Source organism: Aurantimonas sp. E1-2-R+4 (assembly GCF_036549515.1).
Taxonomy (GTDB): domain Bacteria; phylum Pseudomonadota; class Alphaproteobacteria; order Rhizobiales; family Rhizobiaceae; genus Aurantimonas; species Aurantimonas coralicida_A.
Genome location: NZ_JAZHLK010000064.1, coordinates 1 through 20,325 on the forward strand (window position 1 = coordinate 1; position 20,325 = coordinate 20,325).

Sequence of the window (20,325 nt, forward strand, 5' to 3'; positions counted from 1 at the left end):
CCGGCCATCAGGCAAGCCATCCTCGATCTCTTCGCACGACCTCCGCCCCTGCGATGCCCTCATTGTGAAATGCTCATCGCAGAAACCGACAAACCAAAAGTGCCAAAGTAGTGTTAGGCAGCTCGCCAGACGGCACGGCATTAATCCAAAGACCGTCGCGAAGTGGAAGAAGCGAAGCACGACGGCCGATCAGCGCACTGGTCCTCGAGAGCCAAAATCAACCGTCCTATCGATGGAAGAGGAAGCCGTCATCGTCGCCTTCCGGCGCCACACGCTTTTGCCGCTCGACGACTGTCTCTACGCCCTGCAGCCGACAATTGCGTATCTGACGCGGTCGTCCTTGCACCGCTGCCTCCAGCGTCACGGCATCTCCCGTCTGCCCGAGATCGAAGGCGACAAGCCGGTCAGAAAGAAGTTCAAACGCTACCCGATCGGCTACTTCCATATCGACATCGCCGAGGTGCAGACTGCTGAAGGAAAGCTCTATCTCTTCGCGGCCATCGACCGAACAAGCAAATTCGCCTTCACCCAACTGGTCAAAAAGGCCGGGAAGAGGGAGGCAGGGACGTTTCTGCGAGATCTGATCGCGGCAGTTCCCTATCGACCCCATAGACGTCACGATGGTTGTCGATGAACGTCGTCATCGTCTGAACGGGCGGTCGAGCTCCGCCTGAGCAAAATACGCCGATGCCTTACGCAGGATCTCGTTGGCCTGCCGCAACTCGCGGTTCTCTCGTTCGAGAGCCTTGATCCGGCCGCGCTCATCGCTCGTCTGACCGGCGCGAACGCCCTGGTCGCGTTCGGCCCGGCGAACCCAGTTGCGCAGCGTCTCGCCGGCACAGCCGATCTTCGCCGCAATCGACGATATCGCCTCCCACTGCGAGGCGTGTTCGCCTTGANTCGAATGGCGGGAGGGCAGTTGGGCAAGTCTTCCCCGCGCCCGTGTCACGCTGGGGGAGAGCCTCCGCAGCCGTTCATCGCCCAGTATGCCGGCGGTTTGCACCCGTTCGTCGCGGCATTGGCGCGGGATGGCTGGAAAAGCTCCGAGGCGAGCCTGACCCAGCATGTCCTGTCGATGCTGTTGCCGTACGGGGTTTGGCGGAGGTCCCTCCGGCGACGCTCCTGCACGACGGCCGCCTGCCGGTCGCCATGCTGACAAAGCCGTCCACGACCGGCCGACGCCTGGTTCTGCGCATTTGGCCCACTGAAATGTTGCTGGATACCGGAGACGGACAAGCAGGCCGCATCCATCTTCTCGATCTCGGGGCCGAAATCTATAGACCTGTAATGTTCGGATTCGGCGATCTCGACGAAATTCCGGCCAGAGCCGTCGAGGTCGACGCCGTGCGCGGGAAACTGAGTAAGGCGTTCAAGGCGTTTCCGCCTCTCCAGGCCTCAGAGCGCAATGCCCCACTACTGTTACGTGGGCGGCGTGGATGACGGTTCCGGCGAGGCTCATAGCCCGGTCCCGTTCACGGCGGTGAGAAAGCAGGTCACGAAGCGGCGGCGATGTCGTGGGTCCCGCCGGAGTAAAACTTTGCCGGTGCCAGTGGTTAAGCCGTTTTTCTTCTTGGGGGGAGCGGGGCAGTGAACGTCCATCGCGGAAGTCGACGCAGCCAGTCGTGACCGTCTGCGTCGTCGTCAGCCGCACGAAAATCGCGCCGATGTCGACAATCCCCATTCCTGCCGATCGTGCGCGTCTGTGGAGATTCAGGAGCGAGCGACCCGCGAGCAGCCGGGACATGGCAGTCATGGCGCCTTTGTCCAGAACGACGTCTTGCGACCGTGCTCGGCTTTCAACCGGGCAACATAGGCCTCGTGAGGTTCGAGGTCGCCGAATGCCTCGATCCCCGCCGCAAGACCCGCGCATTCGGCCAGATGCCGCGCCGCATGCCGATACCGCTTCACCCTTACCCGTTCCAGAGCAAAGTTGATCATCGCGCGCAACAGCCTTGTTGCCGCCAGCGGATATTTTCCGGCCAGCGCATCCGCCGCCGGGGTCAGAAGCTCGTAATAATCCCCGTCCCACTCGCGCGCGGGCTGCAGCACCAGCGCCGCCGCCTTGTCGAGCGCCGGCCAATTGAGCAAGAACACCAGGGCTTCATGACCGTCGGGATGGGCGAGCGCATGCGCCAGAGCCCGGTCCTCGGCCTCGACGTCATCGAAGTCGGGCAGTTGCTTGAGATAGGCACGCAGATGCTGGACGCTAAGCCTTCGCTCGAAGCACGCCCATCGAAACGCCTGCGCCTCGTCGGCCCGACTAAGCGCCTCCATCACGGCAAGGCGAGTTTCTTCCCATTCATAGGAAATCCAGCTCAACCGGTCCGATCGCCGGTCGTCGACTCGGTTGATCGCCGCCCATGCTTCGTCCGCTCGCCCTGCCTTCAGAAGACGTTGCGAAATCTCGGTAGCGACTGCCGGGACAGTCCGCGCCGCCTCACTCTGCTGGGCGATAAACGCATCGACGTCGCCCTGCGCGTCCGCGATCGTTTCCAGGGCAAGGCGAACGGTGCTGTCATGCCGGCGCGCTTCGATCTCGTCGGCATAGACCGGGCCACCACTCCCCCATCCGATCACCTGCCGTTCCGCATCATTCCCCGGCCGATCGGGCGGCGTCTGGGAGAACGCAACGACGCGCGCCTTCAGATGATCGAGACCTGTCTGTCCAAGACTTGGCGCCAGCACCGCGATCAATTCGTCATATTGCCCGTAGCTATTTTCCAAGAGGGCCTCGAAAGCCTGGTCTGCCAACCGTGTGGGATCGGCGCCAGCGGCCTTGGCAAGTTCGCCGAGATCGTCGCAGGCTGTCTGGAATATCCCGATTACCGTCCCGCTGCTGTCGTCGCATCGACCGAATACCGGGTTCGCCAACGCCAGAAACCGCCACATCAGGTCCAGCGCTTCGGCTGGGTCGGACCTGCCGACCTCTTCGACGATGGCGCGTCGCTGTGTTTCCAAGTCGCCGACCAGGGTCTTTCGCTTTTGCCAATCCACGAAGGACCGCGAACGCGCGATCGTCGTCAGGCGCTTGCGCACCTGCCGTGCGACCTCGCCCGCTCCTTGCGCCCCGGCCAGTTCCAGACGAAGCCGCCGCTTGGCGCCCGCGCTGCCGGTGCTGATCTCGATCAACAGGCATGCAAGCCGCTCGGCACCGAGGGCTTCAAGGTTCTTTTCGTTCAGTGTGGTTTTCGATGCCATATCGATTTCTTCTTCGGATCGGCTTGCGGAATGGCGCAACCATGCTTCGATCGCAAGGCCGAATGCAGATCGCGCGCTGGTCGCCCGTCCAGCAACGCCTCTGCGACGCAATATCGACCGGGTTCGCCCGAGAAATTCGGCATGCCACGGACAATCGAAACAACGACGAGTTCGGATCAATCCGCCGGTCAGGCAGGTAGTGTCTCAGTGTAAAGTCTGAAACCGGAACGCCCCCTTATCGCGCCGGCCGCTGTCTCCGGGTCTCGGCTTCGGCGGTCCGACCCGCGTCGTCGGCGAATGGGCAACGCGACGGCGGCGATCCGGGAAGATGAAGGCCGCCCGGCTTCGCAAGGTGCCGTCGGCTCGATGATCGCTCGCATGATCATCCTGAAGCGTGATCATCTCACGAGGGCGGAAACACACTCGGCGGTCAGGACCCTTTTGGTTTCGGTTATTGGTCGTCATTTACTCTGCTTCGAAACGTCGCGCATCCTTCTCCTTGAGCGTCAATCCCAAGCCGGGCTCGCCATTTGTGGAGACACACCCGTCCACCGGCACTGGCGCTCCGTCGAAAAGCATTTCTTCAATGCTCACATGGTCGTGAAACCATTCCATATGGACCGCAGGAAGCGCACCCAGGCATACTGGACGTCGCGATCGAATGCCTCGAATGGGCGCGTTTCTGCCCGGCTGGTTTTGTCGAATCGGGCCGAGAGCGGACAGGCAGCTTCAGGCTGCGGATCCGCGAAGACCAGACGTTCGCTGGGCGCGAGAGTCGTCGTAGCCGGTCTGCTCGAAGAGGCTACTGCCCGAAGGCACCGACCCATCCATTTCTGGCACGTGGGTGGAAATGAAGTCCGAGCATCGCCACATCAACATGCAGCGCCGGCAGCCTAAGAGCACTATTGTCATTGAAAACAATCGTCGCGAGCGACGAAGCGTCTCGCGACTGCCGCTCATGTTGGAGGCGTGTGAATGACGGTACGCTTTGCATTCGACAACAGCTATGCTCGGCTGCCGAGCTCGTTTTATGCGCGGGTTCCCCCTACCCCTGTCTCCGCACCGCACCTCCTCAAGCTCAACCGGGACTTAGCCGTCCAGCTCGGGCTCAATCCGGACGAGCTCGCCACGCAGACGGGTGTTGAGATCCTTGCTGGCAAGCGGATTCCTGAGGGTGCCGAGCCGATCGCCACCGCCTATGCGGGGCACCAGTTTGGCCAGTTCGTGCCGCAGCTCGGCGACGGAAGGGCGATTCTGCTGGGCGAGATCGTCGATCAGGAGGGAGTGCGCCGGGATATCCAGCTAAAGGGCTCCGGCCGCACACCGTTTTCCCGCGGCGGCGACGGGCGGGCGGCGCTTGGACCGGTTCTGCGCGAGTACATCGTCAGCGAGGCCATGGCGGCTGTTGGCATTCCGACCACTCGGGCGCTCGCTGCGGTCATGACGGGCGATGAAGTGATACGCGAAACCTACTTGCCAGGTGCGGTGCTGACGCGGGTCGCGTCCAGTCACATCCGGATCGGAACCTTCCAGTTCTTCGCGGCGCGCGGCGACGTCGATGCCGTGAGGGCTCTCGCTGATCACGCGATCGCCCGGCACTACCCGAATGCCGCGGGCGCTATTCGTCCCTACCTGGCACTGCTGGAAAGTGTGATTGCGCGCCAAGCGTACCTCGTCGCGCAGTGGCTGGTCGTCGGCTTCATCCACGGCGTCATGAACACCGACAACATGTCCATCGCCGGCGAGACCATTGACTATGGCCCCTGCGCTTTTCTGGACATCTACAATCCCAACACCGTCTTCAGCTCGATCGACCAGTTGGGTCGCTACGCCTATGCCAATCAGCCTGCGATCGCGCAGTGGGACCTGACGCGGCTGGCGGAGTGTCTGCTGCCCCTCCTGGCTGAGGATCAGGACAAAGCCGTGGAGCAGGCCCAGGAGGCGCTTTCGGCCTTCACAGCACAGTTTAGCGACGAGTATAATGGTGGCTTGCGTCGCAAATTGGGACTTTTGTCGGAGCGGGAGGGCGACCTTGCGCTAACGCAGGAACTTCTCGAACGGATGGCCACTGGCAAGGCGGACTTCACCCTGACCTTCCGCCGCCTGAGCGAGGCCGCCATTGGGCCTGAAGGCGACGTCGCGGTGCGCAGCCTCTTCGAAGACCCTGCCACATATGACGAATGGGCCGGACGCTGGCGCCATCGGCTCGGCCAGGAGCCGCAAGAGGGTTCAGCGCGCCGGGCTTCCATGCAGCGAGTCAATCCGGCCTTCATCCCGCGCAACCACCGCGTTGAGGCGGTCATCGAGGCCGCCGTGGAGAAGCAGGAGTTCGGGCCGTTCGATGAGCTTCTGACCGTTCTCTCCAGGCCGTACGAAGACCAACCAGCATTCGCAAGCTATGCCGAGCCACCGTCGCCCGATGGGCGCATCTATAAGACCTTTTGCGGGACCTGAAGCTGAGGGTTCGTTGCGAAGAGGCGCGTTGGATGACGAAAATGGATGAAGAAGAGGAGATCCTGATGGCGAAATACTCGAAGGGCGATCATTTCAGCTGGAATTCCGAAGCTGGTCGGGTTCGCGGTACAATCATCGGGATCCATCACGAGGATTTCGACTACAAAGGTCACCGCCGCCACGCCTCGAAAGACGAACCGCAATACGAAATCAAGAGCGACAAGACCGATCACATCGCCGCTCACAAGGAAGACGCGCTGACAAAGATCGACTGACGATGGCGCGGTTCACCACGATCGGTCACTCCAATCGTAGCCTTGACGAATTCCTCGAAATGCTGCGCGAGGCACGTGTCGATCTGCTGGTCGACATCAGGTCCTTTCCACGATCACGAAGCAACCCCGTTTTCAATATCGATCGGCTACCGACGGACCTTGCACTACGACAGATCCGATACAGGCACTTTCCCGCGCTGGGCGGTCGACGATCGAAGCAATCAGGTGTCGAGGAAACGCTCAATGCAATGTGGCGCGTGCGAAGTTTCCACAATTACGCCGACTACGCCCTGGGTGAAGGATTTGCCGCTGCCCTAGACGAGCTTGTCGGCCTCGGCCACGGGCAACGCGTGGCGTTGATGTGCGCGGAAGCGGTCTGGTGGCGATGCCACCGGCGTATCATCGTCGATTATCTTCTCCTCAACGGCAGCGATGTCGACCACCTGATGGCACCGGGAAAGATCGACAGTGCCAAGCCCACTATCGGTGCGCAACGAACCGAGCAAGGCAAGGTCGTCTATCCCGCGCACAGCTGCGAGGGGTGACGGCACTCGCAGGCTGCAATCGATGGCAGGAGGTCGACCGACACGCATTGTCGCCGAAGCTGTTGACCTTGAGCGCGCAGGCAAGGCGCACCATGTGGCCGCTGGTCGTCCGTGCATTGCTTCGTACATCAACACCCAGCTTGCCCTTCGCCGTGGGCTTGCGTCATTTACCGGCTCGAGTTCTGCCTCGACGCGCGCCAGGATTTTTCCGACCAGCACGGTGAAGGAACCACGCCGAATCAATTGTGTGGGGGCCCTCCGGGCGAGGTTCTACCTTGCCCCACTCTCTGACCGTGGCTGCGGTCCTTTTGGCCCTCCTCGAGCTTCACGAGGATCTCGTCGCGCTCTTACGGCGTGCGCGGCAACATCTCGACGAACTGGGCGCTGCTTATCGACACGGAGAGGCAGCCGCGGCGGACCGGTGCCAGTTCGGTCGAGATGCGCAAGAAGATGTACTTGGCAGCCGACCTAGAAGTGGCGGACTCAATCCGTTGATTTTCATAACTTCGAAATATCAGGCAATACGCACTGAACGTGCCTCAAGTCCTTTGGCACCTTCTGCGTATTGGACCCAAACAACTTGTCCTTCTTCCAGGATGGCAATGCCAGATCGACCAAGCGTCGAGACATGTACGAAGATGTCCTTGCCCCCATCCATCTGGCCGATGAAGCCAAAGCCTTTGTCGGGATGGTAGAACTTGACGACCCCCTTCACCTCACCGACTACAGGTCGGTCGCTGGAAGAGCTCTCCGGCTGGCTATGTGGTGCCCGCCTGCTCGCGGATGCCGGAGCAACATCCAGAACCTCCGCAACATGGGGGCCCTTGTCGCCCGGCTGGATGACCACCTTTATGGCCGTGCCATCCGCAACGGTCTTGTAGCCCGCAGCCTCCAACTGCCGGATGTGGAGAAAAGCCTTGCCGCCATCGGGAGTCTGGACAAACCCAAATCCCTTGTCGGAATTGAACCACAGCACCTCCGCATCCACTCCGTTGGAGAGGCTCCTCGATGGCTGTTTCTGAAAGAAGCTGGGTTCCTGAAAGTTGTGGTCGCCCTCGTCGCTCCATTCGGAACGATGTGATCCACGGCGGTCTCGGTTCTTGGCCATTTGCAGTCTCTTGTTGCTCTGACTGAAGCATATTGAAGACATCGTGCACTGGCCAAGGGGTCAACGCGTTCAATACCAGGCACGCCATTGCCCTGGACGAACGATCGGCAGCATCGCTAGCTGCGCGGCGGAGGTGCGCACCGAGCGATTGAAGCTCGGCAGCCTTCTTCCGTCCGACCTTGGCGCCCGCTTTTGGACCGAGACCAATCCGATTTGCAAGTTCCGAACGCTTCTGGGCGTAATTCAACGTGACAATACCACTGGCCGGGTTTTAAACCGGCGCGGCCGGCCAAAACGGCGCCGCTTCGTGGCCTCACCGCCCTACACACCACGAATTGTCCGGCGGGCAGGCACGACGGCGTCGCCCGCGCCCTCGCTCTCAACCCCAAGCTGAACATCGCGGATGAACCCACCGCTGGTCTCGATATGTCAGTCCAGGGCGAAATCCTCAACCTGATGGCCGATCTTCAGGCCGAGCACGGGCTCGGCTACCTGATCATCACCCATAACCTTCCGGTGGTGCGCCATATCAGCGACCGTCTGGCCATCATGGATCTGGGCCGCATCGTCGAGGAAGGCCCCGCCGACGATATTTTCAACGCGCCAATGCACCCTTATTCCGAAACGCTCGTGAATGGCATACCGCAGCCGGATCCCGACGAGCGACGCACGCATGTGTCGATCTCGGGCGAGGTTCCGAGCCTGCTGAACCGCCCGAAGGGCTGCGATTTCGTAGGTCGCTGTCCCTATGCGAAGGATCTCTGCCGGGCCGTGAGACCACCGCATCTTTGTGAGAACAACGGGCGGATCCATGCCTGCCATTTTCCGCTGAACCAGCCAGCGGAACGCCTGCGAAAGGGAAAATGAATTGAGTTACGGCATCTATATCGGTCGGTCGCATACGGCGACCGGCATCCCCTATCTCGCGGGCTACGGGGACGAGCCGTCCAGCCATTGGCTCGACATCTACCCGCGGCAGGACCACACAGAGGGTGCGACAATCACGGTCGGAGTGACGCCGCAGGCGGACATGCCGGGCCATCTGTCGGGAATTCCCCAGGCGCCCCGGACCTTTCGCAACATGCGCGTCAACTACAGCCACTATCTCGGCGTTCCGGCGCCGCTGACCAACGGGGGGCTGAACGAGCATGGGGTCGCGGTGCGTGATATCTGGTCGAACTCCAGCAAGGCGCTCGTCGAGATCACGCCTAAGGATCAGACCGGGCCGAACTACTCCGATCTCGCGCGCATCGTGGTGGAGCGCGCGCGCTCGGCGCGGGAGGGAGTCGCTCTGATCGGATCGCTGATCGCCAGTCATGGCTACTCTACCTACGGGGGCAATTCACACATCATCGCCGACCCCGATGAGGCATGGGTGGTGATCGAGTTTGCCGGCGGACTGGGCCTCTGGGTCGCGGAACGCCTGGGCGACGACAGCATCCGAGCGTCCCGGCCGGGATACATCGGTGTCATTCCCGAGGCGCCCGACGCGGACTTTCTGTTTCCGCCGCATTTCATCAGCACCGCGCGTCAGCGGGGCTGGTACGATCCGTCCGAGGGTCCGTTTGACGTCAACCGCATCTACGGAGATGGGAAAGGCCCCTGGGTGGGTGCCGTATGGATCGAGGAAGAAATGCACAGCCGTGCGTCGCGCCGCGAAAAGATCGGGCTCGCCGACGTGTTCTGGTCGATTTCGACCGAACGCCTGACCGGCGACACAGCGGGCTACGGACAGGTCGTGCCTCTGGAACATCCCGCCCATCCCGAACTGAGGATGATGTGGCATGCCCCGGTCGGCCCGGTTACTGCCCCACTGATGCCTGTCTGGCTCTGTCAGACCTCGGTGCCGCCAGCCTATCGTCAGCACCGCTATCTGACCTCGGGCGAGAGCGCGCGGTTCCTTGATCGCCGGAAAGAGACCCAGAACCCGGAAGTCGTATCGCGCGTCCCTCAAGGGATCGAGACCGCCGACTCTGCGGCCTACGAATTCAAGCGGCTGATGCACCTGGCCTTTCAGGAACAGGAAAAGCTGCTCGGCGACGTGGGCAGCCACTGGCGCAATATCGAGGCGCTGATCTGCGAGGAGCTCGCCGCCGTTCAGGAGAGCGCTGCGATCCTTTGCGATGCTGGCAAGAGCACGCTGGCGTCACACCTGCTGACAGAGTTCAGCGAAAGATGGTTCGATCGCGCCCTTGCCGACTGCAAGGCGCTCAGCGCAGCAGCCTACGTGACCTTGCGGGCTTCTGACAATCTGAACCTGACCGACGTTCCCCTCGCTCCGCCTCAGGTGTGGTGACGCGGTTCACGGGCGGGGACGAGGTCTTTGGGTCAGCGGGTCAGCGGGTCCACGCGGAGTATTTCAAGATTTCCGAGGACGGCATGGTTGATATCAAGGTATCAGTACTGGACTATGCTCAGGCACCCGCCGTGGCGAGATCGTACTGGACGGATTTGGCGGCTCCGGCACCACTCTGATCGCGGCCGAGCGCACCGGCCGCGTGGTGCGGCTTGTGGAAACGCCGGGCGAGGTGAAGGGGATGGTTGAAGCTGGTCGAGGCGGTACCGATCAGCGTCAGCCGATCGGTCGCTCCGGCCAGCGCCGCCAGTACCATGAGCGGATCGAGCGTCTCGGACGGATGATGCTCTGGACGGTCCTGCAGGCAGAGGATGTCACCCAGAAAGAGGCCGTCGAACCCGGCGGCCTCTGCCTTCCGCGCGCAACTCAGCCAATGCGACAGTTCGAGCGGTGCGGTGGCGCGCATGCCGGGGCTGCGCCAGGCCGCCTCGTGGCTGCCATGCCCAAACAGGACCGCATTCAGGATCACTCGTCCATCCAGCTCTGGTCGAACCAGTCCGCGACATCTCCCGGCCACTCCAGCGGTGCGCCGCTCGGGTCCTTGAGAACGCCGCTGTCGAAGAGGAATTGCGCCATCTCGGCGAAACGATCGGCGTCGATCTTGCCCACGGGGACGTTGCTGTCCCGCATGTAGCCGCCCGCGACGATCTTCTCCATCGAGCCTCGCACCAGCTCCGGGTTCGGGAAGTCGCCGGCGGCGATCAGCAGCTCCGCCGCTTCCTCGGGATGATCGACCGCCCATTCGTATCCGGCCTGCGTCGCTTTCATGAAGACCGTCACCGTCTCCGGATCGTCCTGCAGGATCTCGGCACGGGTGCCGATGTAGCCATTCTGCTGATCGGGGACGCCGTAGTCGGCGTAGATGAAGGAAGACTGCTCGCGCCCCAGAAGCTCGCTGTTCACGCCTTCCCAGGTCGCGACCTCGAGCGTGAAGTCGACGCGCCCCGTCGCCAGCGCCTCGTATGCGCCGGTGCCCAGCGTCACCGTGTCATAGACCGGCTCGCCTCCGTCGTTGCGGATCATCGTCCCGATCAGCGCGTCCTCCCAGGCGCTGCCGAAGCCGGCATAGGTCTTGCCCGAGAGATCCGCCGGGCGGGTGATCGCTTCGTTGGCGCTGTTGTAGACCAGCCGCCCGGCCTCGTGCTGCATCGTGGCCCAGAGGGCGATGATGTCGGCTCCGGCGGGGCGCGCGCTCATGAAACCGAGCGAGGTCATATAGGCGAAATCCGCGACATCGGCGGCCAGCAGCGCGGTCGAGCTGGTGTCCGAATAGGGCAGGATCTCCACCTCCAGCCCGGCCTCGTCGTAAAACCCGCGGTCGCGTGCGACGATCAGGCCGACGTGGTTGGTGTTCAGCGTCCAGTCGAGGGCGATGGTCACCTTTTCCCGGGCCTCGGCGGCGATTGGCAGGGTCAGGCAGGCTGCGAGCAGCAGATTGCGGATCATCGTATCACTCCTTGAGTAGCAGGGTTCTGAGGGTCGTGCGGATTTCGGCCAACGCCACTTCGCTCCGCCTCTCGCGGGGGGTGGTGATGGGGATGTCGGCGACAAGGGGGCCCGGCCGCGCCGACATGACGAGGATGTGGTCGGCCATCTGTGTAGCCTCGTGTAGATCGTGGGTAACCATCAGGACACCGCGCAATGTCTCGGCCAGACGAGCGCAAAGCCAGTCCTGCATCCTGAGCCGCGTCACGGCGTCCAGAGCCGAGAACGGCTCGTCCAGAAGGACGAAACGGCTGTCCTGCACGATCGTGCGCAGGAACGCCGCGCGCTGGCGCATGCCGCCCGAGACCTGGTCGGGATAGAGATCTTCGCATCCCGACAGCCCGAACGGGACGAACAGGTCCGCGACCTTCTCGCGCGCGGCCCTGCGCGGCAGTCCCGCCATCTCGAGCCCGAGCGCCGCGTTGTCGGTGACGGTCAGCCAAGGAAACAGAGCGTCGCTCTGCGGCTGATAGCTGATGCTCGGATGCGGGCGCAGGATCGGTGCGCCGTCGAGCGTGACCCTGCCCTTTGCCTCGATGCCGGGCGGCAGGATGCCGGCGAGCCATTTGAGCACGGATGTCTTGCCGCAGCCCGAGGGCCCAATCAGGCAGGTAATCCGCCCCTCCCGAAGCTCGCACGAAAAATTCGTGACCAGCGTCCGCGCCTCCACCCGGACCGTCAGCCCCTCAACCCGCAGCATCGCGCCCTCGTCGGTGGCCGTGTGCGGTGAGTCGTTCGATCAGGCGCAGCGCACCCAGGAGCAGCAGGGTCAGGCCGGCCGAGACGACGACGGCGGCAAGCACGAGATCGGCGCGGAAACTGTTCTTGGCGGTGAGGATGTAGATCCCGAGCCCTTGCCGCGCGCCGGCATACTCGGCGAAGATCGTCGCGACAATGGCATAGGTGGCCGAAATCCTCAGCCCCGCGAAGAACGACGCCCGCGCCACCGGCAGCGTCGCACGCCGAAAGATGCGGAGTTTGCCGGCCCGCATCGAGGTCAGGAGATCCAGATAGGCCTGCGGCACCTGGCCGTAGCCCGACAGCAGGCTCACGAGGATCGGGAAGAAGGTGACCAGGATGACCAGAAGCACCTTGGGCAACAGCCCGAAGCCGAACCACAGGATCATCAGCGGCGCCAGTGCGACGAGCGGAATGGTCTGGCTGGCGACGAGCAGCGGCATCAGGCCGCGCTGGAGCCAAGGGCTGAAATGCAGGGCGACAGAGGCGGCAAAGGCGAAAAGGACCGAAGTGGAGAAGCCCAGCGTGGCGACCCAGATCGTGCTGAGCGCATGGGGCCCGATCCGCGCGCGCTCGACGATGAGGGATCGCAGCACGTCCGTCGGCGCGGGCAGCACCAGCGGTGAGACCCCGGCAAGCGCGCAATAGACCTGCCAGGCCAGTAGAAGCGCCGAAGCGATCAGCACTGTCGGCAGGATGTGTCGCAGGGATTGCATGACGTCTCCGGACGCGAACCGGCTGTGCGACGGGCGGGGTCAGGCGAAGCTGGGGCTGTTGACGGAGGCTGTCAGGTCGATCGTGACATGTCCCTCGGCAGGACCGAAGCGCAGGAACGCCTGCCGCACCGTCTCGAACACCGCGCCTGCATCGCCGCGCAGCCGCGTGCAGAAGTTCTTGGACTTCAGGAAAGTGCCCGAGCCTTTCAGAAACTCGATGCAACCGTAGATCTCGTCCATGTGGCGGTCCTGGCCCAGCACGTAGAGCGAGAACTGGACGTCGATCCCGACGCCGAGATCCGGCGCGCCGGCGACCGCGTCCCGCGCCAGAGCCTTTCGCTCCTCGAAGGTTTCATCCTGTGCGCGCGCCAGCGTCTCGCAGCGGCAACTGGGATCGTCGGGTTCACCGTAACATCCCCGCGACAGGGTGACATGCATCGTGACATGATCGGGCTGCCGCGCGGCGGCAGCAAACAGATCCCGGATCGCGTCGATCAGCGGATCGGGCGCGCCGACCATCAGGGTCGACATGTCGTCCGTCTCGATCCGCAACTCACTGTAGTAGGGGGTTAGAGCGGCGAGCCCCGATGTGATTACGTCCACGAACTCCGACGTCATCGGATAGAGCGACACCTGCGCGCCTATGAACATGTTTCCTCGCTCCGCCGGCATTACCCGGATCAGCTGTGAAGGGTTCGCGCGGTCTCGCGCATCTCAGCCCCGAACGGAGCACCCCTGGCCATGTCGGCAGATATGTGGCCAGTCGCAGCAGAATGTCAATTCGAGACGAGGCGGATCGTTCTGGCCTCGAATAACTGCGCCCGCCGCACTGCGACCGAATGTGTGCGATGCAGCATCAGTCATAGTGGGCTCCGAGCGGTCATCGCTATAGCGGTGTTTCTTGTACGTCGGCGCGGTCCTGCTCATGCCCCCCCCAACTACACAAAGATCCTTGCCAAGGAAACAACGTGACATCGCCCAAAGTAGTGTTAGAGTCGGTCCGGAAAGTTATTCATTTCAAACAGAGCCTTCGCATCATGAAGCGGATAGACGCCAGTTTGAGGAAGGCGAGCGCGCTGCGCGACAGGTTCTCGAAGTCTTTGGACAGCCTGCGGCATTGAACCGCCCCGGGTTTCCCGGAGACCGTTTGGTTTGAGTTCTACGCGGCGATCGGCATGGCCTCAAGCTGGGCGTAGTATGCGGCTTCCGCCTCGGCGGGAGGAATATTTCCGATCGGCTCGAGCAGGCGGCGATTGTTGAACCAGTCGACCCATTCGAGGGTGGCGAACTCGACCGCTTCGAAGCTTCGCCACGGGCCGCGTCGATGGATTACTTCGGCCTTGAACAGGCCGTTGATCGTTTCGGCCAGGGCGTTGTCATATGAATCTCCGACGCTTCCGACAGAAGGTTCGATGCCGGCCTCGGCCAGACGCTCGGTGTAGCGAATACTGACATATTGGGATCCGCGGTCGGAATGGCACACGAGGCCACCGCCGGCGAAGGGCCGCCGGTCATGGAGCGCCTGCTCCAGGGCGTCGAGGACGAAGTCGGCGTGGGCCGTTCGTGAGACGCGCCAGCCGACAATCCGGCGGGCGAAGGTGTCGATAACAAAGGCCACGTAAACGAAGCCACGCCAGGTGGCGACGTAGGTAAAATCGCTGACCCACAGGGCATTCGGCGACGCAGCCTGAAACTGCCGGTTCACCAGGTCCAGCGGACAGGGCGTAGCCTTGTCGCTGATCGTCGTCTTCACCGGCTTGCCGCGAACGACGCCCTTCAGGCCAAGGCTTCGCATCAGTCGGGCAACGGTGCGGCGGGCGACATCAATGCCTTCACGCTTCATCTGGCGCCAAACCTTGCGAACGCCGTAGACGCCGAAGTTCGCTTCGAAGACACGGCGAATATCCTGGCAGAGTTCGTCGTCGCGACGTTCGCGGGCCGGGCGACGATCAGGATCGCGGTTGCGAGCCGCGTGCTCGTGATACGTCGATGGGGCGATCGGCAGAGTGAGCCATGTCGCGCCATTGGTCCGAGCGACAATGGCGAACGGCAGATCGGCTCGACCCCATAGACGTCACGATGGTTGTCGATGAACGTCGTCATCGTCTGAACGGGCGGTCGAGCTCCGCCTGAGCAAAATACGCCGATGCCTTACGCAGGATCTCGTTGGCCTGCCGCAACTCGCGGTTCTCTCGTTCGAGAGCCTTGATCCGGCCGCGCTCATCGCTCGTCTGACCGGCGCGAACGCCCTGGTCGCGTTCGGCCCGGCGAACCCAGTTGCGCAGCGTCTCGCCGGCACAGCCGATCTTCGCCGCAATCGACGATATCGCCTCCCACTGCGAGGCGTGTTCGCCTTGATGCTCCAAAACCATTCGGACTGCCCGCTCGCGGACCTCCGGCGAATATCTCTTCGATGTCTGTTTCGTCATCATGACCCCATTCTCTCAGGAAATGAGGTCTCCGGGAAACCCGGGGCGGTTCAGTGCTGTCGGCCGCCCGGCGATTGGCGCGCAGGTCGAAAGGTTCGCCCGCGTTGGTCGAACCGCTCATCACGTCCTGCCCATGCTCCAGACGTACGGGCATCGACTCGCCGGTCAGCGCCGACTGGTCGACCATCGCGCGGCTGTTTTCGACTGTGCCGTCGACGGGCGCCACGTCCCCCTGCCGGATCAGCAGAAGATCGCCAGGCTCGACGTCATCCAAGGGCACGTCGTCGAGCGCGCCGTTGCGGTGGCGCGTCGCGGTGCGAGGCACACGAGAGAGAAGATCGCTCATCTCTCGTCGGGCGCGACCCTCGGCGAAGCTTTCAAGGAAGGTTCCCCCCGAATACATCAGCGCCACGACCGCCGCCGCGAGCGTTTCGCCAAACAGCAGTGCCGCCGACATCGACAGTGCGGCGACGATGTCCAGCCCGACCTCGCCTTGCCGCAGACTCCGGACGATCTCCACGACCAAGGCGGCGAGGACCGGCAGGACACCCGCCGCCCAGATCGTATCCGCCAGTTGCGACAGATCGGCAAATGTCAGGCCGAGCCCCCCGACAAGGCCAAGGAATGCAACGGTCAGCAGGGCGGTGTTCAGACGATCGTGGAGGATTGAGTTCAACGGATACCCTGTCCTGGATTCAGCTGCGCGGCTCGGCCATCGGGGTTGGCAGACTCATCCTGCAACGCCCTTGCCACCGCGAAACCATCCCCTGCACTGCGGTGCCCCCCCGGATTGGCCGAGGCATTCCTGTGTCGGGCGCCCGACCCGGGGTTGGTCGCCGCGACCTTCGGTTCGTCGACGGCCACGATGTCGATATCGGGCTCGACACCTCTGTTCCGGAACAGTTTGAGGGTCGCGCAGTCGGCGACCGCGACGAGTTTACCATTCGGCGGGATCATTGGGTTGTGACTCCGAGTTGGGGCCGAGCGCCATGGCCGACGACCAGACCACAGCGAACTCCGCCGCGACTTGCGCAAGGTCAAACAATCGATCGAGACAATGTGCATCATGACGAGAGGTACAGGCCGCCCGGAGTCACTACGGCGGTGTCGGCCGCTTCGGATCTGGACGCGAGGCAGCCGGCCGTCGCACCCAACCGGGCGGAAGGAGAACGGAATGACCGAGACACGTGTGGTCTGCAGCAAGTGCGGCGGCGTCAACCGCTTGCCGCCGTCGCGATCGGCCAGCGGCGCCAAATGCGGGAAATGCGGGGCGAAGCTGTTCGCCGGCCATCCCGAGGATGTCGGCGCGGAGAATTTCGACCGCCAGATCGCGCGCGGTACGGTTCCGGTTCTCGTCGATGTCTGGGCCCCCTGGTGCGGACCATGTCTGGCGATGGCGCCCGCTTATGAGGCCGCGGCGCGCGATCTGGAGCCGCGGGTCCGCATGATCAAGCTCAATTCGGAAGCCGAACAGGGAGCCGCCTCTCGCCTCGGCGTTCGCGGTATTCCGACGATGATCCTGTTCCTCGATGGGCGGGAGGCGGCCCGAACCTCGGGCGCGATGTCGGCCAGTCAGATCGTGCAATGGGTGCGTGACAAGTTGCCGATTGCGGCGGCTTGAGCCTGCCATCCATCGGCGCCGCAACAGAGGCGTCGGAGCGTTGCGCAGTACCGATAAAAAACACGGGCATTCGAGGCATGGTTGGCATGGAATCAGTTGCATGAAGGACCCTTACGAGACCCTCGGCGTCGACCGCTCCGCGACCAGCAAGGAGATCAAGGCCGCATTCAAGAAACTGGCGCGCAAGCACCATCCGGATCTGCATCCGGGCGACAAGGAGGCTGAGAGCAAGTTCAAGGACCTGTCGGCGGCGAACGACCTGCTCAAGGACCCGGAAAAACGCCGGCGCTTCGATGCGGGCGAAATCGACGCCAGCGGAACCGAGCGCCCGCATGAGCGGTTCTATCGCGACTTCGCAGACGGCCCCGCCTACGCTTCGCACGCCGCACAGGACGGATTTGCGAGCAATGAAGATTTGGAGGAGTTTCTGTCCCGCGCGTTTTCGGGTGGAGGACGACGAGCCCAGGGCACGTTCAGGGCGCGCGGACAGGATGTGAGTTACGCGCTCCCGGTGGCTTTTCTGGATGCGGCCAATGGCGCGACGCGGACGATCACATTACCCGAAGGCAAGACCTTGCAGGTCAAGATCCCCGAAGGTGCAGCCGACCGGCAGATGCTGCGGCTGAAAGGGCAAGGGATGCCCGGATTCGGCGGTGGAGCCCCGGGCGACGCCTATGTCGAACTGCATGTCCAGCCGCATTCGTTCTTTCGCTCCAAGGACGGTAACATTCACGTCGACGTGCCGGTCTCCTTGACGGAGGCGGCCCTGGGCGCCCGGATCGAGGTGCCGACCATCACCGGCCCAGTCAAGGTGACCGTTCCGAGGTGGTCCAATACCGGCACAACGTTGCGGTGGACTCGCCTCGATAAAGTGGAGAGCTCTTCTGAAGGAAAGAGGAGCATTTCATGGGCAAGTCACTCGCCGGTTCGGGAAGGAATTCGAGGTGGAGGCTGTGCGTCTGGTCGAGACGAGCGGGCGTACGCAGCGCGAGATCACCGAGGATCTCTGCGTCGGGCTGTCGACGCAGCGCCGCTGGCTGGGCGAACGGCCGGGAGCGTGATCTGGAAGCACCGCCTCCCGAGCGGCAGGAGAGGACCTGGCGGCCGAGCTGAAGCGGCTGCGGCGCGAGAACGGGGTCCTTCGCCAGGAACGCGAAATTCTGAAGAGGGCCGCGACTTTTTTCGCCAAGGAGGGAAGTCGATGATGTTCCATCTCATCGATGAGGCGAAGAAGGAGTTCCTCGTCCAGCGTCTTTGCAAGGTCCTCAGCGTCAACCCGAGCGGCTACTTTGCCTGGAAGGCGCGCCCAGCCTGTCGGCGACAGCGCGCTCACGAAACATCGAGGCTGTACACGTCGCCACTCCCTGCATCGCGATAAAAGTCCACGCGATTGCCGTCCCAGTGGTAGTCGAGATGACGGCCCTGATGAGCGCTTGCTGCTGCGTTAGGCCGGAACAAACCCACGCATTTTCCGCCGTCGCACCGTACGCTTGGATAGACGATACCATTCGAGCGGGCCTGACGTAGCCTGCCTGCGATCCGCTGGCTTTGACTATAGTCATCTGGGTCGAGGGCGACATGATATGTCGGTTCGCCTGATCGAAAATCATGGAGATCCGCCGTCACGGCCAACAAAATTTCCCGGAACTGCGACGTCCAACCAGCAGCTTCACGAGTTCGGGCCATGAAGCGCGCATGGTGATGGATGGTCTCAAACAATGCGACCTCGAACCGGTCGCCAGCGTAAAGCACGCCAAACGTACCGTCAGAAAAGCGGCTGGGCCTATCAGTCGTTACGTGCGTAAACGGCGCCATCAGATAGCTGGCGCCGGGGCCGCTGACGCGGTGCTCGGGCGCGACGAGATCGAGATTGCCGATCGTTTCCATCAGGCGTGGATTGGTCTTTTGTTCGGCCGAGATCAAAAGCGGCCAATCGGCGGGATCTGCGATATCCTCAAACAGGTCGATCGGTGGATAGAGGCTGCGGATGATCCGCCGCGCGTCGGGCCAGTCTATATGGGAGACTGGAATGTCAGAAGGATCCATCACCAGCCGCCGCGCTCGGCGTCCAGATATCGCCGCACGCGCATCAGATCGGTCAGATCGCCGCCGAGCATGACGTCGAGCGCGGACGCGTCGTTGAATCGGTCGGTGGGCGCCTTGATCCAGGCATAGCCGCGCTGCGGTTCTAAGAAGATGATGCGAAGCGCCTTATGGATACCGATGATGTTCGAAAGGCGTGTCTTGGTGTCACGGTCGAGGCGACCTGGCCCGTCGGCCTTCCACCGACGATAGGTGCGCACCGGCAGATCGAGCAAGGTCGCGGCGTTTTCATCGGTGATTTCCCAAAGGCGGAAAAGATTGATCGCCGCACGAAACAGCGCCCCGCCTTCCTCGTCGGTCAATGGCGAGGGGACAAAGTCCCTTGCCCGCGTCTCAATCAGATTTGCCGTCGACATTATTATCTCCTGCCAATCTGCTCAACATAAGATTGTTAATGCCATTTGGCAATACGCGTCACTCGGTGGATCGATGATCGGGCGGGGCTTGGCCTCGGCGGGCGCGTTGACGCGGCGGAGTCGCCCGGCCTTCCAGCAAATCGTCGATTTCATCGGCCACGCGGTCGGCAGTCATTCGAAGCGCCTCGTCGATATGAACGTAGCGCTGTGTAACGCCGCGCGCGGAGTGCCCGAGCAGCGCCGCGATCGTCAGTTCAGAAAAGCCAAGCTCACCGGCAAGGCTCGCAAAGGTATGGCGCAACGTGTGAGGCGTGACGTCCTCAAGCCCAGCTTGTTGGCAAACGCGATCGAGAACGCGCACAACACCGATGAAATGCCCGTCACCCCAATCGGCTGGAAAGAAGAATTTTGAATTTGTTGCGGGTTGATCGAGCAAGACATCGATCGCCGCCTCACCAATCACGCGGATCTGAGCGCCGCTCTTGGTGTCGAGAAAACGGACCGCGCCGTTTTCCTCGTCGAGCCAATCCCGCTCGAGGCCAAGCCCTTCCATGCGCCGAAATCCCGTCAAAATTAGGAAGCGGATGGCAGCGAGCCCGGTCGGATGCTCGCCTTTGTCGGCGGCAACGCTCAGCGTCTCGCCCAACCGCCCGATTTCGCTTCGGCTGAGATGCCTCTGGCGCGGTGTGCTGGCAAGCCGGCGCACGCCGCGAGCCGGATTTGTTTCGATTTCACCGAGCCGGGCGGCATGTTCAAAGATGCTATGCAGCGTCTACACGGTCCGCGACGCGACGCCGGCGCCGCCGGTCGTGGCACCACCTTTGCCGCCTAGAGCGTCAGGCGATTAATCTGCAACATAGCCAGCGGCCTTGAGGTAGTTCCAACATTCTTCGGGCTCGAACAGGTCGCAGATGTTGCCGACTGCACGCCAGAGATCGTCG

The 20,325-nt window shown here is 62.7% G+C and carries 17 protein-coding genes, 7 pseudogenes, 1 riboswitch and 2 other annotated features; of the genes and pseudogenes, 9 read left to right on the forward strand and 15 right to left on the reverse strand.

All coding sequences use genetic code 11. The annotated features are described in order from the left end of the window. Nucleotides 1-61: 61 nt before the first annotated feature. A pseudogene (locus tag VQ045_RS19380) lies at nucleotides 62-610 on the forward strand (IS481 family transposase); the annotation flags it as partial. Continuing rightward, nucleotides 561-686, reverse strand: a sequence feature (AL1L pseudoknot). (Overlaps the previous pseudogene by 50 nt.) On the opposite strand, the pseudogene VQ045_RS19385 reads toward VQ045_RS19380, so the two are convergent. Both VQ045_RS19385 and VQ045_RS19390 read right to left on the reverse strand, forming a co-directional pair. After that, nucleotides 600-919: pseudogene (locus VQ045_RS19385) on the reverse strand (transposase); the annotation flags it as partial. (Overlaps the previous feature by 87 nt.) The pseudogenes VQ045_RS19380 and VQ045_RS19385 sit on opposite strands and share 11 nt — an antisense overlap. A gap of 830 nt (nucleotides 920-1,749) precedes the next feature. After that, on the reverse strand, nucleotides 1,750-3,198 hold the full coding sequence (locus VQ045_RS19390) for a DUF6880 family protein (RefSeq protein WP_331831286.1): 1,449 nt from the start codon (nucleotides 3,196-3,198) through the stop codon (nucleotides 1,750-1,752). A 975-nt stretch (nucleotides 3,199-4,173) separates the two neighbouring features. Here VQ045_RS19390 and VQ045_RS19395 point away from each other — a divergent pair. From VQ045_RS19395 to VQ045_RS19405, 3 genes are all read left to right on the forward strand, one after another. Further along, nucleotides 4,174-5,652: a protein adenylyltransferase SelO gene (locus VQ045_RS19395; protein WP_331831287.1), complete on the forward strand. Its 1,479-nt coding sequence runs from the start codon at nucleotides 4,174-4,176 to the stop codon at nucleotides 5,650-5,652. A 65-nt stretch (nucleotides 5,653-5,717) separates the two neighbouring features. Then, complete coding sequence (locus VQ045_RS19400; RefSeq protein ID WP_327650018.1) at nucleotides 5,718-5,927, forward strand: DUF2945 domain-containing protein; 210 nt, start codon at nucleotides 5,718-5,720, stop codon at nucleotides 5,925-5,927. Between the two features lie 2 nt (nucleotides 5,928-5,929). Next, nucleotides 5,930-6,472, forward strand: coding sequence for a DUF488 domain-containing protein (locus VQ045_RS19405; RefSeq protein ID WP_327649734.1), 543 nt, complete (start codon nucleotides 5,930-5,932; stop codon nucleotides 6,470-6,472). Nucleotides 6,473-6,986: 514 nt separating this feature from the next. Here the strand turns inward: VQ045_RS19405 and VQ045_RS19410 are convergent. Further along, a complete protein-coding gene (locus VQ045_RS19410) occupies nucleotides 6,987-7,580 on the reverse strand; it encodes a cold-shock protein (RefSeq protein ID WP_331831288.1) in 594 nt (197 codons plus the stop codon). Between the two features lie 426 nt (nucleotides 7,581-8,006). On the opposite strand from VQ045_RS19410, the gene VQ045_RS19415 reads away from it, so the two are divergent. Both VQ045_RS19415 and VQ045_RS19420 read left to right on the forward strand, forming a co-directional pair. Next, complete coding sequence (locus tag VQ045_RS19415; protein WP_331831289.1) at nucleotides 8,007-8,447, forward strand: ABC transporter ATP-binding protein; 441 nt, start codon at nucleotides 8,007-8,009, stop codon at nucleotides 8,445-8,447. A gap of 1 nt (nucleotide 8,448) precedes the next feature. Beyond that, complete coding sequence (locus tag VQ045_RS19420) at nucleotides 8,449-9,876, forward strand: C69 family dipeptidase (RefSeq protein ID WP_331831290.1); 1,428 nt, start codon at nucleotides 8,449-8,451, stop codon at nucleotides 9,874-9,876. 118 nt (nucleotides 9,877-9,994) lie between these two features. On the opposite strand, the gene VQ045_RS22095 is transcribed toward VQ045_RS19420, so the two are convergent. The 9 genes and pseudogenes from VQ045_RS22095 to VQ045_RS19470 form a co-directional block, all read right to left on the reverse strand. Then, nucleotides 9,995-10,405: an LLM class flavin-dependent oxidoreductase gene (locus tag VQ045_RS22095; protein ID WP_442879908.1), complete on the reverse strand. Its 411-nt coding sequence runs from the start codon at nucleotides 10,403-10,405 to the stop codon at nucleotides 9,995-9,997. Further along, complete coding sequence (locus tag VQ045_RS19435; protein ID WP_331831291.1) at nucleotides 10,402-11,382, reverse strand: ABC transporter substrate-binding protein; 981 nt, start codon at nucleotides 11,380-11,382, stop codon at nucleotides 10,402-10,404. Before VQ045_RS19435 ends, VQ045_RS22095 begins: the two co-directional genes overlap by 4 nt. 4 nt (nucleotides 11,383-11,386) lie before the next feature. Further along, nucleotides 11,387-12,121 (reverse strand): ABC transporter ATP-binding protein, encoded by a 735-nt coding sequence (locus VQ045_RS19440; RefSeq protein ID WP_327649731.1) that lies wholly within the window; start codon nucleotides 12,119-12,121, stop codon nucleotides 11,387-11,389. Then, a complete protein-coding gene (locus tag VQ045_RS19445; protein ID WP_327625949.1) occupies nucleotides 12,108-12,875 on the reverse strand; it encodes an ABC transporter permease in 768 nt (255 codons plus the stop codon). Before VQ045_RS19445 ends, VQ045_RS19440 begins: the two co-directional genes overlap by 14 nt. Before the next feature lie 39 nt (nucleotides 12,876-12,914). After that, nucleotides 12,915-13,526, reverse strand: a complete 612-nt coding sequence (locus VQ045_RS19450; RefSeq protein WP_327625948.1) for a YkoF family thiamine/hydroxymethylpyrimidine-binding protein — start codon at nucleotides 13,524-13,526, stop codon at nucleotides 12,915-12,917. Continuing rightward, nucleotides 13,516-13,622, reverse strand: a riboswitch (TPP riboswitch). (Overlaps the previous gene by 11 nt.) 265 nt (nucleotides 13,623-13,887) lie before the next feature. Next, nucleotides 13,888-13,995 (reverse strand): annotated as a pseudogene (locus tag VQ045_RS19455) (IS5/IS1182 family transposase); the annotation flags it as partial. A gap of 39 nt (nucleotides 13,996-14,034) precedes the next feature. Next, nucleotides 14,035-15,304 (reverse strand): annotated as a pseudogene (locus VQ045_RS19460) (IS3 family transposase). Continuing rightward, nucleotides 14,866-15,020, reverse strand: a sequence feature (AL1L pseudoknot). (Overlaps the previous pseudogene by 155 nt.) A gap of 52 nt (nucleotides 15,305-15,356) precedes the next feature. Next, nucleotides 15,357-15,980, reverse strand: a pseudogene (locus VQ045_RS19465) (P-type ATPase); the annotation flags it as partial. Further along, nucleotides 15,977-16,261 carry a hypothetical protein gene (locus VQ045_RS19470; protein WP_327650416.1) on the reverse strand — a complete coding sequence of 95 codons (285 nt, stop codon included), beginning with the start codon at nucleotides 16,259-16,261 and terminating at the stop codon, nucleotides 15,977-15,979. The gene VQ045_RS19470 and the pseudogene VQ045_RS19465, both read right to left, overlap by 4 nt. Before the next feature lie 217 nt (nucleotides 16,262-16,478). Here VQ045_RS19470 and trxC point away from each other — a divergent pair, with 217 nt between their 5' ends. The 3 genes and pseudogenes from trxC to VQ045_RS19485 form a co-directional block, all read left to right on the forward strand. After that, complete coding sequence (gene trxC / locus VQ045_RS19475; protein WP_331831292.1) at nucleotides 16,479-16,925, forward strand: thioredoxin TrxC; 447 nt, start codon at nucleotides 16,479-16,481, stop codon at nucleotides 16,923-16,925. Nucleotides 16,926-17,025: 100 nt separating this feature from the next. Next, nucleotides 17,026-17,769 (forward strand): annotated as a pseudogene (locus VQ045_RS19480) (DnaJ C-terminal domain-containing protein); the annotation flags it as partial. A gap of 40 nt (nucleotides 17,770-17,809) precedes the next feature. Beyond that, a pseudogene (locus VQ045_RS19485) lies at nucleotides 17,810-18,252 on the forward strand (transposase); the annotation flags it as partial. Between the two features lie 2 nt (nucleotides 18,253-18,254). Here VQ045_RS19485 and VQ045_RS19490 read toward each other — a convergent pair. The 3 genes from VQ045_RS19490 to VQ045_RS19500 are packed head-to-tail and all read right to left on the reverse strand — an operon-like array spanning nucleotide 18,255 to nucleotide 20,030. Next, nucleotides 18,255-18,971, reverse strand: coding sequence for an RES family NAD+ phosphorylase (locus tag VQ045_RS19490; protein ID WP_327625944.1), 717 nt, complete (start codon nucleotides 18,969-18,971; stop codon nucleotides 18,255-18,257). Next, entirely contained in the window at nucleotides 18,971-19,384 is a 414-nt protein-coding gene (locus tag VQ045_RS19495) for an MbcA/ParS/Xre antitoxin family protein (RefSeq protein ID WP_331831293.1), read from the reverse strand. Before VQ045_RS19495 ends, VQ045_RS19490 begins: the two co-directional genes overlap by 1 nt. A 58-nt stretch (nucleotides 19,385-19,442) precedes the next feature. Continuing rightward, a complete protein-coding gene (locus VQ045_RS19500; protein WP_331831294.1) occupies nucleotides 19,443-20,030 on the reverse strand; it encodes a site-specific integrase in 588 nt (195 codons plus the stop codon). Between the last annotated feature and the right edge of the window lie 295 nt (nucleotides 20,031-20,325).

Excerpts from the sequence above, each read along its gene's own strand:
- VQ045_RS19390 (WP_331831286.1), bottom strand. The coding sequence starts at position 3,198 with ATGGCATCGAAAACCACACTGAACGAAAAGAACCTTGAAGCCCTCGGT.
- VQ045_RS19395 (WP_331831287.1), top strand. The coding sequence starts at position 4,174 with ATGACGGTACGCTTTGCATTCGACAACAGCTATGCTCGGCTGCCGAGC.
- VQ045_RS19400 (WP_327650018.1), top strand. The coding sequence starts at position 5,718 with ATGGCGAAATACTCGAAGGGCGATCATTTCAGCTGGAATTCCGAAGCT.
- VQ045_RS19405 (WP_327649734.1), top strand. The coding sequence starts at position 5,930 with ATGGCGCGGTTCACCACGATCGGTCACTCCAATCGTAGCCTTGACGAA.
- VQ045_RS19410 (WP_331831288.1), bottom strand. The coding sequence starts at position 7,580 with ATGGCCAAGAACCGAGACCGCCGTGGATCACATCGTTCCGAATGGAGC.
- VQ045_RS19415 (WP_331831289.1), top strand. The coding sequence starts at position 8,007 with ATGTCAGTCCAGGGCGAAATCCTCAACCTGATGGCCGATCTTCAGGCC.
- VQ045_RS19435 (WP_331831291.1), bottom strand. The coding sequence starts at position 11,382 with ATGATCCGCAATCTGCTGCTCGCAGCCTGCCTGACCCTGCCAATCGCC.
- VQ045_RS19440 (WP_327649731.1), bottom strand. The coding sequence starts at position 12,121 with ATGCTGCGGGTTGAGGGGCTGACGGTCCGGGTGGAGGCGCGGACGCTG.
- VQ045_RS19445 (WP_327625949.1), bottom strand. The coding sequence starts at position 12,875 with ATGCAATCCCTGCGACACATCCTGCCGACAGTGCTGATCGCTTCGGCG.
- VQ045_RS19450 (WP_327625948.1), bottom strand. The coding sequence starts at position 13,526 with ATGTTCATAGGCGCGCAGGTGTCGCTCTATCCGATGACGTCGGAGTTC.
- VQ045_RS19470 (WP_327650416.1), bottom strand. The coding sequence starts at position 16,261 with ATGATCCCGCCGAATGGTAAACTCGTCGCGGTCGCCGACTGCGCGACC.
- trxC (WP_331831292.1), top strand. The coding sequence starts at position 16,479 with ATGACCGAGACACGTGTGGTCTGCAGCAAGTGCGGCGGCGTCAACCGC.
- VQ045_RS19490 (WP_327625944.1), bottom strand. The coding sequence starts at position 18,971 with ATGGATCCTTCTGACATTCCAGTCTCCCATATAGACTGGCCCGACGCG.
- VQ045_RS19495 (WP_331831293.1), bottom strand. The coding sequence starts at position 19,384 with ATGTCGACGGCAAATCTGATTGAGACGCGGGCAAGGGACTTTGTCCCC.